Annotated in this window: 14 protein-coding genes; 3 read left to right on the top strand and 11 right to left on the bottom strand. The window is 32.0% G+C overall.

Annotation, left to right across the window (positions count from 1 at the left end; translation table 11 throughout):
- The first annotated feature begins 107 nt into the window (after positions 1-107).
- Complete coding sequence (locus T410_RS13645) at positions 108-1016, top strand: type IX secretion system membrane protein PorP/SprF (protein WP_035672723.1); 909 nt, start codon at positions 108-110, stop codon at positions 1014-1016.
- Between the two features lie 11 nt (positions 1017-1027).
- Positions 1028-2968 carry an OmpA family protein gene (locus T410_RS13650; RefSeq protein ID WP_035672732.1) on the top strand — a complete coding sequence of 647 codons (1941 nt, stop codon included), beginning with the start codon at positions 1028-1030 and terminating at the stop codon, positions 2966-2968.
- Between the two features lie 322 nt (positions 2969-3290).
- On the opposite strand, the gene T410_RS13655 is transcribed toward T410_RS13650, so the two are convergent.
- The 7 genes from T410_RS13655 to T410_RS13685 all read right to left on the bottom strand — a co-directional run bounded on the left by T410_RS13655 (position 3291) and on the right by T410_RS13685 (position 8886).
- Positions 3291-3797 (bottom strand): CAP domain-containing protein, encoded by a 507-nt coding sequence (locus tag T410_RS13655; protein ID WP_035672735.1) that lies wholly within the window; start codon positions 3795-3797, stop codon positions 3291-3293.
- A 164-nt stretch (positions 3798-3961) separates the two neighbouring features.
- Positions 3962-4606, bottom strand: coding sequence for a pyridoxamine 5'-phosphate oxidase (pdxH, locus tag T410_RS13660; RefSeq protein ID WP_035672738.1), 645 nt, complete (start codon positions 4604-4606; stop codon positions 3962-3964).
- Between the two features lie 102 nt (positions 4607-4708).
- On the bottom strand, positions 4709-5614 hold the full coding sequence (locus T410_RS13665; protein WP_035672740.1) for a ribonuclease Z: 906 nt from the start codon (positions 5612-5614) through the stop codon (positions 4709-4711).
- A 73-nt stretch (positions 5615-5687) separates the two neighbouring features.
- Positions 5688-6020, bottom strand: coding sequence for a hypothetical protein (locus T410_RS13670; protein ID WP_035672743.1), 333 nt, complete (start codon positions 6018-6020; stop codon positions 5688-5690).
- A gap of 74 nt (positions 6021-6094) precedes the next feature.
- The gene (locus T410_RS13675; protein ID WP_035672745.1) at positions 6095-7021 is read right to left on the bottom strand and encodes an aspartate carbamoyltransferase catalytic subunit; all 927 of its coding nucleotides are present in this window, start codon (positions 7019-7021) and stop codon (positions 6095-6097) included.
- A gap of 55 nt (positions 7022-7076) precedes the next feature.
- Positions 7077-7616, bottom strand: coding sequence for a bifunctional pyr operon transcriptional regulator/uracil phosphoribosyltransferase PyrR (gene pyrR / locus T410_RS13680; protein WP_035672748.1), 540 nt, complete (start codon positions 7614-7616; stop codon positions 7077-7079).
- An 85-nt stretch (positions 7617-7701) separates the two neighbouring features.
- Positions 7702-8886 carry a DUF418 domain-containing protein gene (locus tag T410_RS13685; RefSeq protein WP_035672750.1) on the bottom strand — a complete coding sequence of 395 codons (1185 nt, stop codon included), beginning with the start codon at positions 8884-8886 and terminating at the stop codon, positions 7702-7704.
- A 213-nt stretch (positions 8887-9099) separates the two neighbouring features.
- On the opposite strand from T410_RS13685, the gene T410_RS17120 reads away from it, so the two are divergent.
- Entirely contained in the window at positions 9100-9273 is a 174-nt protein-coding gene (locus tag T410_RS17120; RefSeq protein WP_193743748.1) for a hypothetical protein, read from the top strand.
- A gap of 96 nt (positions 9274-9369) precedes the next feature.
- Here the strand turns inward: T410_RS17120 and T410_RS13690 are convergent, their stop codons facing one another.
- The 4 genes from T410_RS13690 to T410_RS13705 all read right to left on the bottom strand — a co-directional run bounded on the left by T410_RS13690 (position 9370) and on the right by T410_RS13705 (position 17218).
- Entirely contained in the window at positions 9370-10989 is a 1620-nt protein-coding gene (locus tag T410_RS13690; RefSeq protein WP_035672751.1) for an ABC-F family ATP-binding cassette domain-containing protein, read from the bottom strand.
- Positions 10990-11177: 188 nt separating this feature from the next.
- On the bottom strand, positions 11178-13247 hold the full coding sequence (locus T410_RS13695; RefSeq protein WP_035672754.1) for a beta-N-acetylhexosaminidase: 2070 nt from the start codon (positions 13245-13247) through the stop codon (positions 11178-11180).
- 29 nt (positions 13248-13276) lie between these two features.
- Positions 13277-15214, bottom strand: coding sequence for a glucosamine-6-phosphate deaminase (gene nagB, locus T410_RS13700; RefSeq protein ID WP_035672757.1), 1938 nt, complete (start codon positions 15212-15214; stop codon positions 13277-13279).
- Positions 15215-15637: 423 nt separating this feature from the next.
- A complete protein-coding gene (locus tag T410_RS13705; protein WP_035672759.1) occupies positions 15638-17218 on the bottom strand; it encodes a RagB/SusD family nutrient uptake outer membrane protein in 1581 nt (526 codons plus the stop codon).
- Position 17219 lies beyond the last annotated feature (1 nt).

Here is a 17219-nt window from a genome sequence, read left to right on the forward strand (position 1 = left end):
AACAAAAGCCCTATTCATGAGTGACAAACTCAAATGTAATTTATCAACTAACCTACAGAATTCTAATAAATGAATTCGACAGATAATTAAAATAACAAACAGCTGCTATGAAAACAAAATTATTTTCTTTCGTTTTGATGTTTACAGCCATTGTAAGTTTTGCGCAACAAGATGCTCAATTTACGCAATACATGTACAACACAATTAATATTAATCCCGCTTATGCAGGATCTAGAGGTGCCTTAAGTATTTTTGCATTACATCGTACACAATGGGTGGGACTTGAAGGAGCACCGGTAACTAACGCTGTATCCATCAATACACCACTCAACGGAAGTAATCTGGGATTGGGAGTATCAATTATAAATGATAAAATTGGCCCTACACATGAGAATACCATTTCGGCTGATTTGTCATATACAATTCCTACTTCAGAGACTTTTAAACTTTCCTTTGGAATTAAAGCAACTGCTAACATATTTGATTTGGATGTTTCTCGCTTGAATCCTGTTGATGACGATCCAAGCCTACACGATTTCAGTAATAAATTCACTCCAAATATTGGTGCCGGTGTCTATTTGCATTCTAATAAAGCCTACGTGGGATTCTCTGTTCCTAATTTTATTCAAACAAATCGATATGATGATAATGAAGTAGCCATTTTTAAAGAAAAAATTAATTACTACTTAATTGCCGGTTATGTATTTGATTTGAATGATTATATAAAATTCAAACCAGCAGTACTTGCAAAAATGGTAGAAGGAGCGCCTCTTCAAGCTGATGTGTCAGGAAATTTTATGTTTAATGATAAGTTTGTGGTGGGAGTAGCTTATAGATGGAGTGCGGCGCTAAGTGCCATGGTTGGATTTCAGGTTTCTGAAGGTTTGTATATTGGATACGGATATGATCATGAAACAACCAATTTAGACCATTATAATTCTGGTTCTCACGAGATTTTCTTGCGCTATGAATTATTCAAAAACAATAATAAAATCACAACACCAAGATTCTTCTAAAAATAATTATTATGAAAAATAATATACTCCTTTATATAACAATAATAAGTGTTTTTTCTTTTAATACTTATTCCCAAAAAGCTAAATTGGCTGCAGCTGATAAAAAGTACGACAACTATGCCTACGTAGATGCCATAAAAACTTATGAAAGGGTTGCCGAAAAAGGATACAAATCAGCTGATATGTTTAAAAAATTGGGGAACGCCTATTACTTCAATGCGGAGTTAGACAAAGCAGCTAAATGGTATGGGGAATTATTTGCCATGAATACCCCAGATTTAGAACCTGAATACTACTATCGCTATGCTCAGTCTTTAAGATCTATTGGTCAAAATGATAAAGCGAATGAAATGTTAGAATTATTCAATCAAAAACTAGGAAACGACAATAGAGGTAAAATTTTCAAACAAAATACCAATTATTTAGAAGCCATTAAAGCCAATTCAGGAAGATATCAAGTAGAAGATGCAGGTATCAACTCTAAATACTCTGATTATGGAACAACTGTATATTTAAACAAAATAGTATTTGCTACCGCAAGAGATACTGGAAGTTTAGGACATCGAAAACACACATGGACCAATCAATATTTTACTAATTTATATTCTGCTGATTTAGGAGATAACATGACTCCTGGCTCCCCACACAAGTTTAGTGAATCTATAAATTCGAAATTTCATGAATCTACACCTGCCTTTACTAATGATGGAAAAACTATGTATTTTACCCGAAACAATTATTTAGACGGTAAAAAGGGGAAAAATGGAAATAAAATTACGCTGGTAAAAATATATAAAGCCAGTTTAGAAAATGATAAATGGGTAAATGTAACTGAATTACCTTTTGACAGTGATAATTACAGCACCGCTCATCCTGCCTTAAGCCCTGATGGGAAAACATTATATTTTGCGTCAGATATGCCCGGAACAATAGGACAATCTGATTTATTTAAAGTAAAAATAAATGATGATGCCACTTTTGGTACTCCAGAAAACTTAGGAAATACAATCAATACTGAAGGAAGAGAAACCTTCCCTTTTGTAAATGATGAAAATGAAATTTATTTTGCATCTGACGGACATCCAGGTCTTGGAGGTTTAGATGTTTTTGTATCCAAAATAAATCCTGATGGGACTTTCAGCGAGGTTCAAAATGTGGGAGAAAATGTTAATTCTCCCAAAGATGATTTTGCTTATTTAATAGACACAAAATCAAGAAGAGGCTTTTTTAGCTCCAATAGAGATGGTGGACAAGGATACGATGATATTTATAAGTTTTTAGAAACCAAAAGACTTACTTGTGAACAACTTTTATATGGTGAAATTACTGACTTAACTACAGCAGAATTGCTTTCAGATGCTAAAGTCACTTTATATGATAGTCAATTTAATTTGGTGAGTACTACTACTTCTGATGCAAAAGGAAATTATTCTTTTACTGTTGAATGTGCAAAAACATACAATGTAAGAGCTGAAAAACCAGAATATACTACCAAAGAGCAAAAAATCACTATTGCTAGCGATAAAGGAAAAACATATTTACCAATCGCATTGGAAAAAGAAAAATGTAAGGTAACAGTGGGTGACGATCTAGGTAAATGCTTTGGTATAAAAATGATTTACTTTGACTTTGATAAATCGAATATCAGAGTAGAAGCAGCTATTGATTTAGAAAAAATATTAGATGTAATGAGTCAATATCCAACTATGAAACTTGATATACGCTCCCATACTGATAGCCGTGGCACTTTCAAATACAATGAAGAATTATCAGATAGAAGGGCTAAGTCTACTATAAACTGGTTAATAAAAAATGGTGTTGATTCAAGCAGATTGACTGGTAAAGGATATGGTGAATCACAATTAGTGAATAAATGTAGCGATGCCATAGAATGTACTGAAGATGAACATCAACTTAACAGACGTAGCGAGTTTATAATTACCGCTTTGTAAAAGCAAATCAATTAAAGGAAGCTGTCTAAACTAGACAGCTTCCTTTTTTATAAAAAAGAATAAGCTTAATCATGAAAAGATATATTCATAATATAATTCTTAAACCTGATGAATGAAATTCACTTGAAATACAAGTTTATCTTGCAGCTAACAATACCATTTTAAAAAAAAGTCTAATGAAATAATTTCCATTAGACTTTTTCATAAATAGCTATATATATTAACCTTTACTATTTTTTAGAGGTCCTATTCTTATTTAAAAAGAGTCTGCCTTTTGGGGGGAAAGCAGACTCTTAATACCAAAAATAAACAAAAAATTAACTTATATTTTTGCAAAGATATTTGTATAATATTTTCTTCCTGTTATTGGATTTTCTCGAATTGATATACCAAAATGAGTAAAATCTCCTTCAATATTTTCTTTATGTCCAGGACTTGCCAACCATGCATTTAAAGCAGCTTGAGGTGTGTTATAATTATAAGCTATATTTTCACTTACATTTTTTGCACCTAGTACTTTAATTATATTTTCAGAGCGAGCAACAAAATCATCGTGATTAACTACATTATTAGTAATCATATAATTGTCATGTTCTTCTGACTTGTAAGAAATATGATTGATTTTTTCTAAAGGATTTAGACCAACACTAACTCTATAAGCATTAATCAAATCCATCGTTTCAATTTCAGATGAATTATAAGTGTAATTAACGACCTTTTGAACAGAAGTTGAATCAGTTACTGGTGTAGCTGATGTATCTGAAGAACAGGAATTCATAGTGCATATCACAGTAACGAGCAATAATGCGCGAAGTACTTTTAGTTTCATAAAGTAGTAGTTTAAGTTTAAAGTAGATTGTGGGGCAAACTCTTTAAAGTATTTACAAATATTCTGCTTTAATTATATTCAAAACTACATATTTTATCGCTAAACTACCAAATAAAATCGACAAAATACATAACAATCATTGTTTTACGTGTCTTTTTCTTACATTATGGTGATAATCGATCAATCTTCCAAGAGAAATCTTCTTGACTAATATACCTAATTCTATCATGCAATCTATTAGGCCTTCCTTGCCAAAATTCAACTTCTAAAGGTGTCACTAAAAATCCTCCCCAATGGTTTGGTCTTGGAATAACCATACTTTCAAAGTCTTTTTCCAATTGTTTTAGATTTTCCTCTAAATATTCTCTAGAAGGCACAACTTCACTTTGATTCGATACTATCGCTCCTAATTTACTACCATCAGGTCTGGATTCAAAATAATTATCTGAAATGGTTTCTGAAGTTTTCTGGGCAATACCTTTTATAATAATTTGACGTTCCATTGTGTGCCAAAAAAAAGAAAGACATACTTTAGGATTTTCGATAATAGCCTTACCTTTTTCGGAATTATAATTGGTATAAAAAATAAATCCTTCTTCATTGAATTTTTTTAATAAAACAACTCTGGACTTTGGAAAGCCATCCAGACCAATTGTAGAGACTGTCATGGCATTAACTTCTTCATTAGCCCCAAAGTCTTCTGCTTCATGAAACCATCTATTAAATAGGTTTATTGGATCTTCAGGAATATTAGATTCTAATAACTCACTCTTTTCGTAGGATTTTCTATAATTACTTAAATCACTCATTTTTTTTTATTTTAAGATTGTTTGATTTTAAGATTATTCGAAATAGAATAATCTTAAAAATACAGTGTCAATTTTATAGTACAACAGATAAATTGTCTTTATTTAAAACTCAAAACTTTTCCCATCATCGGCTAAAAGAACTTCCGGAAAAATTGTTTCGGCTTCTTCTTTAAATAATTCGATGCTTTGATATCTTGTAGAATAATGCCCTAAAATTAATTGCTTCACATTAGATTTCAAAGCAATCATTGCAGCTTCTTTTGCCGTGGAATGTAATGTTTTTTTTGCAAGATTTTCTTCTGATTGCAAAAAAGTAGATTCGTGGTATAATACATCTACATTTTCAATAATTGGAAGAATAGATTCATTATAAGCAGTATCTGAACAGAAAGCATATTGTTTTGCAGGAATAGGGTCGAATGTTAATTTATCGTTTTCTATGACTCTGCCATCTTCCAGAGTGATGTCTTTACCGTTTTTTATTTTCTGATAATAACAACTCTCAATTTCATAATTTTGAACAGCATCTAAATTTAGTTTCCGCTCCCCTACTTTTTCTTGGAACAAAAAACCATTGGTATAAACACGATGCTTTAACGGAATAGTTCTCACCAAAACCTTTTCATCTTCAAAAATTACTTCACTTTCAAGAGATTCCAATTCATGAAAAAACAATCCGTAATTCGTCCAAGAATTAGACAATCGCAATTGTAATTTAATGATTTCTTGAATTCCTTTAGGTCCGTAAATATGTAATTCCGTGACTCTGTTAAGTAATGTAAAAGTGGAAACTAAGCCCACTAATCCAAAAAAATGATCTCCATGCAAATGCGAGATAAAAATATGATTTATCTTAGAAAATCTAATTTTGTTTTTGCGTAATTGCACTTGAGTTCCTTCACCACAATCAATCAGAAAAAGTCTATTTTTTATTTCTAAAATCTGTGATGTTGGATTGGTAAAAGTTCGAGGTGTTGCAGCATAGCAACCAAGTATTGTTAATTTCAAGTTTTTATGTATGGATTATAGCGTATTTGTTAAATCAATTAAGCGGTTAAACACATAACCGAAATACACTAATTTAAAAACCTAATTCTCTTTCAATCTCTTCCATCTCAATTATATCATGAGCTTCTAATAAGGAAGGAACAACAGTTAATTTAGCAGGAACTGCATTATAATCAAAATCAGAAGTGACAATAACAAATGACTTTTTACCTTTTTTATGTTGTTTTGATAATGGCAAGAACAACTTTATACTATCTGTAGATAAATCCTTATAAAGTAAAAGATCAATAATCAAGTTATGCTTTTCAAATGTTTTGTATTGATGTGTTACTTTCATTAAAAAAGAAGTAAAATCACCTTGTGTATCTTTAATTGTAATTGTGTGGCCTTTTTGATCTACTTTCATTTTTTTAAGTTTCAGAAGCTGCGTAACAGCAGACAGGTTACCAAGTAGCTAAGTTACTAAGTTTTTCTTTGAAATTACTGAATTTTTGAAGCCAAAAGATAAATAACTGCCATTCTAATCGCCACACCATTTTCTACTTGATTTAAAATAACTGATTGACTGGAATCAGCAACTTCACTGGTAATTTCGACACCACGATTGATAGGCCCCGGATGCATGATTACAATTTCTTTATCCAATGAATCCAGTAATGTTTTATCAACTCCATATTGTTGCGCATATTCTCTTGTTGAAGGAAAATAATTCACATCCATTCTCTCATTTTGCACGCGTAGCATATTAGCCACATCACACCATTCAAGCGCTTTTCTTAAATTAGGTTCTACGGTAACTCCAAGAGATTCTATATGTCTTGGAATAAGCGTTTTGGGTCCGCAAACTTTTACCTCTGCACCCTGCATTTGCAAAGCATATATATTAGACAATGCTACTCTGGAATGCAATACATCACCTACAATGACAACTTTTTTTCCTGCAACTTCGCCTAATTTTTCTCTAATTGAATAACTGTCTAATAAAGCTTGTGTAGGATGTTCATGCGCTCCGTCACCTGCGTTTACGATACTGGCTTTTACGTTTTTGGATAGAAAATAAGCCGCACCAGGATTGGCATGTCTCATCACTACCATATCTACTTTCATTGAAAGTATATTATTCACGGTATCTATTAGAGTTTCCCCTTTTTTTACCGAAGATTGTGCTGCCGAAAAACTAATCACATCAGCAGATAGCCGTTTTTGTGCTAATTCAAAAGAGAGTTTGGTTCGGGTACTGTTTTCGAAAAAAATATTGGCAATAGTAATATCTCGTAAAGAAGGTACTTTCTTAATTGGTCGGTTAATGACTTCTTTAAAATGATCGGCAGTTTCAAAAATTAAGTCAATATCATTCTTGTTGATGTATTTTATTCCTAATAAATGATTTACGCTTAATTCTTTCATTTCTTTTTTACGATTATTAGTTTTTTTAATAGTTAGATTTCAAATATAATGTTATCTAACTTGTAATTAAATACACGCCATCTTCACCATCATTTTCTTTCCAACTCACTTTTACTTTTTCGTTATTTATGGCATCCACCTGTCTTCCTCTATAATCCGGTTGAATAGGTAAATTGCGACTGAAACGTCTGTCGATTAAAACCAGTAATTCAATTTCAGAAGGTCTTCCAAAAGATTGAATAGCAGTCAAGGCAGAGCGTATGCTTCTCCCAGTAAATAAAACATCATCAATAAAAATAACTTTTTTATTTTCGACAATAAAATTAATCTTGGTTTTATTTGCTTCTAATGGTTTATCCGTTCTGCGAAAATCATCTCTAAAAAAAGTAATATCCAGATAACCCAGCTTGATTTCAGGAGTTTGGTATTCTTTTTCTAATATTTCTTTCAAACGTTCCGCTAAAAAAACACCTCTTGGTTGAATTCCCACCAAAATAGTATCTGAAAAATCCAAGTGTTTTTCAATTAACTGACAGGCCAAACGATGTAATATGATAGTAACTTCTTTTGCAGTAAGTAATACTTTTTGACTCATGTTAAAGTGTGTTGTTTGGTTTTGCAAATATACGAATTCCACTTTATGATTTTATAATTATAAAGAGAGAAAATAGTTGCTGGTATTATTTACCGAATGAGATCCATGTTGCTTTGTGCCAAATATACTCTAAAGGCCCTTGCTTATGAGTTTTAAGCCACCAAGTACAGAATGATAATTGGATAATAAATAATACAATCCCTATCAACAAACAGTATGTTGCACCTGTATATTCAAAAAGACCAAGGCCATATCTATAATAAATAAAGGAACCAATCATAGATTGCATGATATAATTCGTCAAACTCATTTTTCCAAAAGGAATCAATTTAACAAGGATTTTATTAACCGACTCCTTTTGATATAGTAAAACGAAAGTAGAAACCAGTACTAACATAAATGCAACATTTGACCATGAAGCAAAGATTATAGTCAACTTATTGGATAAGGTTACTCTTGTTACTATGTCAATCATATAGGTCTTTAAAAAATACAAGGGAATAAATAAAATAATCGCATATCGTAATACTTTAGTCCAAAATTGAATATTTTCAACGGTAGTTGTGAAAAGTTGTTTTCTTCCTAATAACATTCCAAACATAAATAAAGCCGGAGCTTGGAAAAACCTTCCATTTTCCCATGACCATAATAAAGAGGCAGTTTTTCCTAATGTCAAATCTCCAATTACATAATCAACGAAAGATCCATTTTTCATATAATACCCAATGCTTTCATAATAGGCATTAGACAAATTAGAAGGAGCTACATAATCCGGATTTAAAATATAATAAATACATCTTCCCCACTCTAATGGTTGCAACATTAGAATAAAGGCAGTAATAAAAACTGCTTTATTACTCCAGTTTACAACCGGTATTAATAAAAGTCCTAGAAAAGCATATAAAGTAAGAATATCACCTTGATAAAATGCCGTATTGATAAGTCCAAAAACCAATAATAACATCATTCTCCAAAAAAATCGTCCCCGGAAATCATTTCCTTTTTTAACTTGATTATCATTTTGAATGTAAAAACTAAAACCAAAAAGAAGTGCAAAAATCGCATAGGATTTACCTCCAAAAAGGAAAAATAAAGAATCCCAAATAATTTTATCTAAAGCCACCAACCAAGCTGGAAAATTTTCCGGTAAATAATAATATTCAAAATGTTCCACATTATGAAGTAACATAATTGACATGATTGCAAATCCACGTAAGGCATCAACTACATCTATTCGAGGAGCTTTTAAACTGAAAGTAATGTTAGTCATATTTTAAATTAGATTTATATAGAAATAGTAAAACTCAAAAATATATTTTTTTTTGCATGAAAATTAGTTTAAAAAAAAATAATTACTAATTATAAACTAACATTTTGTTATTTTTTTCGATAATTATAAAAATTTCACAAGAAAATATAAAAATTATATAACTAATCGCTATTCTATTTCTCTACTTTTATGATAACCTAAAAATATAAAATCATGCAAAAAGAGAGAACAAGATTAATGATGCTTTTTATAATATTACTTTCATTTACAAGCTGTTCTGTAGTAGAAGGAATATTTAAAGCCGGAATTGGAGTAGGCATTTTTATGGTGATTGTTGTGATTGTAATTATAGTTTTTATTATCAGTAAAATCTTTGGTAAAAAGTAGATTGAAATAGTTCGCATTAAATAATCAAGAATAGCAATAAAACAAAAAATCTCCCACATTTAGAGGGAGATTTTAAAAATCTTGAAATTATTATTTTTATACGGTATACATCTTCACTCTCAATTCCTGTACTTTTTCATCATCAAGATAATCATCAAATGTCATGTAACGGTCTATAGCCCCATTTGGCGTCAATTCAATAACTCTATTGGCAACCGTTTGAGAGAATTCATGATCATGAGTGGTAAAAATTACTGATCCTTTGAAGTTTTTCAAGGAATTATTAAAAGCTGTAATAGACTCTAAATCCAAGTGATTCGTAGGTTCATCAAGCATTAAGACATTAGCTCTTTCCATCATCATTCGAGACAACATACAACGTACTTTTTCTCCTCCAGATAATACTCTACATGTTTTCAAAGCTTCCTCTCCAGAGAAAATCATTTTCCCAAGAAAACTACGAATGTTAACCTCATCGCGCTCTTCTTCTGTTTTTACCCATTGTCGCAACCAATCGACAAGCGAATAATCACTTTCAAAAAACGAATGGTTTTCTACTGGCAAATACGCTTGGTTTGTAGTAACTCCCCAATCGTAAGTTCCTGAATCTGCTTTTTGGTTTCCATTTAAAATTTCATAGAAAGCAGTTGTAGCACGAGAATCTTTTGAGAAAAGAACGATTTTATCGCCTTTGGCCATATTCAAATCTACCCCTTTAAACAAAACATCACCATCTATTGAAGCACTTAGATTTTGTACGTTCAAAATTTGATCTCCTGCTTCACGCTCTTGGTCAAAAATAATTGCAGGGTAACGACGACTTGAAGGTTTTATCTCAGAAATATTCAACTTACTAATCATTTTTTTACGAGAAGTAGCTTGTTTTGATTTGGCTACATTCGCACTAAAACGACGAATAAATTCTTCTAATTCCTGTTTCTTTTCTTCCGCTTTCTTGTTCTGTTGTGCGCGTTGTTTTGCTGCTAATTGGCTTGATTCATACCAAAAAGTATAATTTCCTGAATAATGATTTATTTTACTAAAATCAATATCTGATATGTGTGTACAAACTGAATCTAAAAAGTGTCTGTCGTGAGAAACTACAATTACTGTATTTTCATAATTTGCTAAGAAATTTTCTAACCAAGCGATGGTTTCAAAATCCAAATCATTGGTAGGTTCATCCATAATAAGCAAATCTGGATTTCCAAAAAGTGCTTGTGCCAAAAGGACACGAACTTTTATTTTTCCTTCCAAATCTCCCATTAAAGTATAATGATGCTCTTCGGTAATCCCAAGATTGGACAACATAGACGCTGCATCAGAATCAGCATTCCAACCATTCATCTCTTCAAATTGCACCTGCAATTCCCCTATTCTGTCAGCATTTGAATCATTGTAATCTAAATACAAAGCATCCATTTCTTTTTTGATGGCATACAAGGTTTTATTACCCATCATTACGGTCTCAAGAACGGTACTCTCATCAAACATATTATGGTTTTGGTTTAAAACCGACATACGTTTTCCTGGTTCCAAATGAATATGACCTGAAGTAGGATCCATTTCACCTGCAATTATTTTAAGAAAAGTAGATTTTCCAGCACCGTTGGCTCCGATAACTCCATATATATTACCATGTGTGAAGGTAGTATTTACTTCATCGAACAAAATTCGTTTGCCAAACTGAACTGATAAATTATTAACTGTTAACATAAATATTTTTTATAAAAATTTTTGCAAAAGTACGAAAAAAATACTGATTTTTATAAATTGTAGATAGCTTAACATTAAAATAGTAGTCCTGGAAAAATGCGATGAAAATTCATTCGATTAGCACTATTATTTTCTATAAAATTTACAGCAATACAAACTTAATCTTAATACCTATTTATTTTATTTCATCACTGACTTAATTTCTTCAAACTGGCATAAACAGCGACTTCAACATCGGCAGGGCTTCTAGTATTAAACTTTTCTAATAAGCCATTAAGAACATCAGTATTAACTGTTTTTTTATTTTCTATAACTAATAAAAGTTGTTCCGATATATCTTTTAAATTTTTGGATAAAGGTAAGAGCGGTTGAATCAACGGCGCATTGTTGCTTAAACTAATTAAATCCGCGTCCATAGCAATCCATTTTCTAAAAAAATTAGTTACCAAAGTTTGATTTTCTATATTTTTATTTTCTAAATAGTTGTTTACCGCTATATCAAAATCATATGCATCAAAAGCATCTGCTGTGCAGGCATCAGCAAATAATGTCAATGGAGAAAACATAAAGTATTTTTTACCACCCCCGTTACGCTTGTAAATTTTCAATGGTTCGCAAACATTAGAAAAATCTCTCAATGCCTTTGTTTCCTGATTATTACAAATATTTCTTAAAATTACATCTTTATTTCTCAGATGCATAATTCCTGATTCTTCGAGCCTAAAAGAAATCGTTTTTAGTCTTTTATTTAAACTATTCAAATCAGTAACATTTTCATTAGACCACAATCGTTCAGCAATTGCAGCTGTTCTTGGCCAAATCCTTGAATCAATATTTAATGGTGTTACAAGTTCGCTCCACATTGCAGCTTCACCTCCTAATATCCTCGCTTTTTCTTCGGGAGTCAATATACTATTTTTTGGTATTGGATCATTTAAATAATGACTCTTTACCCCTAACATTAAATCAATGTAATAGCCATTTGACAAAACTGTTTGATAACCATTTTTTGCTGCTTTGATTAATGCACCACCAGCTGAAAGACCCTCATTAGTTCCTCTCCAAGCATGAATAATGGCATCTTTAGACATATTTTTAGTCATTATTTCCTCCCATCCCATTAATTTCTTGTTATACTTTTTTAACATTGGAACCAACTGCATGTTAAAGTAAGTTTGCAAATCATGATTGTTATCAAATTTATTTTTCTTCTTGAATTCTTGTATTTTAGGATTTGCATCCCATTCTTTTCCATTGTTTTCATCACCACCGATATGAAAATAATCTCCTGGAAATAAAGGACAAACCTCATCAAAAACTTCACTTAATAATTGATATGTTTTGGGATTTGTTGGATCTAATGTCGCGTTAAAAATACCCGATCTTCTTTCGATTGCATAATTAGCAATTGCAGCACTTTGCTTTTTACTTTCAACTGAATTAGATTTTAAATCTACCACTTTGCTCCCTATTTCTGGATAAGCCGTTAGTAATGCAGATGCATGACCAGGAACATCAATTTCTGGAACTACCAGAATTCCTCTATCGCCGGCATATTTTACAATATTCTTGATTTCTTCTTGAGTATAAAACTCTCCATCTGAAGCCAATTGTGTAAACTTTGGATGGTTTTTCATTTCTATTCGCCATCCTTGATCGTCTACTAAATGCCAATGAAAAACGTTCATTTTCATTGAAGCCATAGCATCCAGATTTCTTTTAATCACAGCTACAGGCTGAAAATGCCTCGCAGCATCAATCATCAATCCCCTCCATGTAAACCGGGGCATATCTGTAATTTCAACTGTTGGAAAATTATACGTTTTACTATTATTTTGCAATAATTGCAATAATGTTTCTAAACCATGTAAGGCTCCTAAATCAGTTGTGGCATTAATTTTTATTTTATTGGATTCAATACTAAGTTGATAACTTTCATCTTCATATAATCCTATTTTTCCGTTGCGAACACAATTAATTTGCAATTCAGCTTCTGGATTTTCATTTATTTTTGTCGAAAAACCTTGCTCAAAAAATAACCCCGTTCTACCATCTAATCTTCTCAAAAAATTAGTTGCTCTTATAAAAATTCTAGGATTGGGATTACCAGTAATATTTATTTTAAATCCTTTGTTTAAAGTAAAAGTACTACCGGTCAAATTTATATTTTGCGGCCAAGGCATAAGATCTAATTGTTCCTTTTGCATTTGAGCATTAGAAACAAAAGCAGTGAATAATAGAATTAGGAAGTATTTCATATTTTTTATCCGTTTTTTAAAGATATTATTTAATAGTCAAAACGCTTAAAAGCTTCAATGGCTTCGTATTCAGCAAGTCCCAAATCATCGTATAGTTTTGCCGTATTCTTATTACGGTCTTCGGCTCTTACCCAAAATTCCCTAGAGTCGTTCCCTTGAAACATGACTCGGTCTTTTTGAGATTGGTGGTATAAAATAGCATGTCTTTTGAGTAAAACCTCATCAGGACTTAATGGCACAGCCATGTCAATTTCATGAATATCCCATTCATGCCATGCACCGCGGTATAACCATAACCAACAATCTTTCATGTAGGTTTGTGGTTTTAATGCAGCCATAGCAGTAAAAATAGCATTTAAACACACTTCGTGGGTACCATGTGGATCAGCAAGATCTCCGGCAGCAAAAACTTGATGTGGTTTAATTTTAGCAATTATATCTTGAACAATAGTAATATCTTCAGGACCCAAAGGATTTTTCTTTATTTGCCCAGTTTCATAGAATGGTAAATCTAAAAAATGAGTATTTTCATCTTTTAATCCAATATACCTTGTTGCAGCATAAGACTCACGGCGTCTAATCAAACCTTTCAATTTTCTTACTTCAACTGAGTCAACTTCATTTTCTGATTTACTATTTAAAAAATCGATAACTGCTTGAAAATTAATTTTAGTTTTATCATCTCCCACAAAATCGTTACAAACCTCCGCAAATTTGAGTGCTTCATCATCTGTTACAGCAATGTTTCCAGAGGTTTGATACACCACATGAACATCATGTCCTTGTTTTATTAATTTAGAAAAAGTTCCTCCCATAGAAATCACATCATCATCAGGATGAGGACTAAAAAGGATTACTCTTTTCTTAGCAGGATTAGCTCTTTCTGGTCTATGTGAATCATCAGTATTAGGTTTACCTCCTGGCCATCCCGTTATAGTGTGTTGCAATACATTGAACATATTTATATTCAAGTCGTAGGCAGATCCTTCTAATGCTAAAAGATCCGACATTCCGTTATTATTGTAATCCCTGTCCGTCAATTTCAAAATCGATTGATTGGTATTTTGACACAACCAAACAATTGCTTTGCTTTTTAACTCTTGGGTCCAGATACACTCCCCAACCAACCACGGTGTTTTGAAACGGGTTAATTCTGAAGCTGCTGATTGGTCTAAAACGAAAGTGGCATTCGTATGATTTTGTAAAAATGTTGCAGGTACTTCAGAACTGATATCGCCTTGAATTGTTCTTTTTATTATATCTGCTTTGTTTTGGCCCCAAGCCATTAACACAATTCTTTTAGATCTAAGAATTGTTGAAACGCCCATGGTAATTGCTCTTTTAGGTACATTATCAATTCCATTAAAATCTGATGAAGCATCGACTCTTGTAATATGATCTAAAGTAATTATTCGAGTTCCAGAGTTAATATGAGACCCCGGTTCATTGAACCCAACGTGTCCTGTACGACCAATACCCAATAATTGGAAATCAAGTCCACCAGCATTTTTAATGTTCATTTCATAATCAATGCAATATTGATTCAATTCTTCAATGGCTACTGTTCCGTCTGGAATATGTATGTTTTCAGGCCTAATATCTATATAATTAAACAGATGCTGATGCATAAAATAATGATAGCTCTGATTGTTCTCTTTAGTCATTGGATAATACTCATCCAGATTAAAAGTGATTACATTGCTAAAACTAAGTCCTTCTTCTCTATGCATTCTAACTAGTTCTTCATACACCTTTATAGGCGAAGAACCAGTAGCTAAACCAAGAACACATGATTTATTGTTCTCTTGCTTGAATTTAATCAATTCAGCGATTTCCTGAGCTACAATTAGAGAAGCAGTTGTGGAGTTTTTGAAAATTTCATTATGAATTTTTTCAAATCTGGTTTCTTCAAATTTTCCGGCACTTTTATAGCTAATGTCTGGTTTAATTTCTAAAGTACTTTTCATTTTTATTTTTGTTTATTCTATTTACTTACTTCGTTGATATTAATTATATTACATATATAAGCTGTTGATTTATTCTTCTTACAAAAACTTATTTAAATTATTTCTGGTATGTTTTTTATAAACTAAAAAAAATATTTTTTTTTACAGAATCTATTGATTTTGACTCTATTTGCTTAATAATGGTATAAAGCTAACTAAAACGTTTTTTCTAAAAAAATAAAATATACCAACAGTCAAAAAATTTAAACAAACGACATGATTTATTCTATAATGCGTTTTAAAAAAATATGCCTTATTTTTATAACGCTAATTTTAAATTCTTTAATAGAGACTCATTCATTAAAAAAAAATCTGATATAAAAAATGGTGTAAATAATAGGAATTACTTACACCATTTCTATCTTCAATCTATACTTGTTTTTTTTAGAAGTTAGGTCCGGTAGTATCCCACCAAAGTCTAGTTCCTCCTGTATCAACTCCACCAAGTTTTGTTAGTCCAGTGGTTACACCACCTGCATTTCCATCTTTTTCAGACTGTACAAAGTTTACCCTTCTTACCCCTAAATTAGAATCAATTTTACCTCCACTTGTGTTTTTAAGAACCGGTAATAATTTTGGATATCCTGTTCTTCTATATTCTGACCAAGCTTCTTGTCCTTCCGGAAAACCAGCAATCCATTTTTGAGTAATGATTTTTTGCAACTTCACTTCATTTGTGGCAGCAACATCCCAAGCAACAGTCACATTATTTAATGCTGCACCATTATTTGCTGGAAAATTAGGATCTACATACGCTTTTGCTGTTTTCACATTATCAGCAATGTAAGCCGTAGCACCTGAAACTCCATGTTGATCGAAAGAAGCAGTTATACCCATTTCATACAAACTTTGCGCTGTTCCACCCATATTCCAACCTCTTAAAGCTCCCTCAGCCCTTAATAAATATACTTCGGCTGTATTCATCAAAACAATCTCTTTTGAATTGACAATTGGGCCAATCGCTGAAAAATCAACATGATCAGCTTTAGCAGCAATTTCTATTCCAGTACGAACTCCTTTGAACTGACCAGGAAATTGAACTGATGTATTAAAGAAAATTGGCATCCTTGGATCAGCATAACCACCCATTATTGATTCCATATCTGCTGACATACGAATATCTCCCCAAGCTGCACTAATTGTAGCAATTGGATTGTTGTATGTAGGAGATACCACTTTGAAAGTATCCGCATTTACAGTCATAACTCCATATTTTTGAGTAATGGCTTTTTCTGCTTCCGCTTTCGCCAAAGTTGGATTCTTTTTCACGATACGCATGGCTAACCTTAGACGTAATGAATTAGCAAATTTAACCCATTGTTTATAATCCCCTTTGTAAGATGAAAGATCTGTAGTTACAAATGTAGAAGCTTCATTTGCATCTACTCTTTTTGTTAATTCAACAACTGCAACATCTAATTCTTTGAACATTTGATTGTAAACTTCTTCTTGAGAATCATAAGCAATTACTGGATCAGTAGTTCCAAATTTTGAATATACAATAGGTCCATAAGTGTCCGTTATCCTATGCATCCCTTCAACTTTCAAAATCAAAGAGAGCGCATAAAACTGATCGTATTTCCCTTTTGCTTTTTGTTCTACATTGTATGCATTAAACATTACATCTCCATAAGCGGATCCCCAAGCAAAACCATTCCAACCGTCTACAAGATCATAAGTAGTGTTGTTTGTTCCTCCTCTAAATGCAGTTCCTGTAGCCATATAACCTGACCAAATATCTCCTTGTAATCCTTGTTGGACTTGGTATTTCCATTCTGGTGTAAGAACTATTATATTATTGAACATTGGTCCAAATGAACCTTTAATATGATTAAAATCTTGTTCTAATAATTCTTGGGTAATACCGTTTGGATTAGTATTTATTTCTTCAAAATTATCTGTACAACTCACTGCAGCAAGCAAGGAAATACAAATAGCTGTTCTTTTTATAGTATTTAATTTCATG

Source organism: Flavobacterium sp. 83, from assembly GCF_000744835.1.
Classification (GTDB): Bacteria; Bacteroidota; Bacteroidia; order Flavobacteriales; family Flavobacteriaceae; genus Flavobacterium.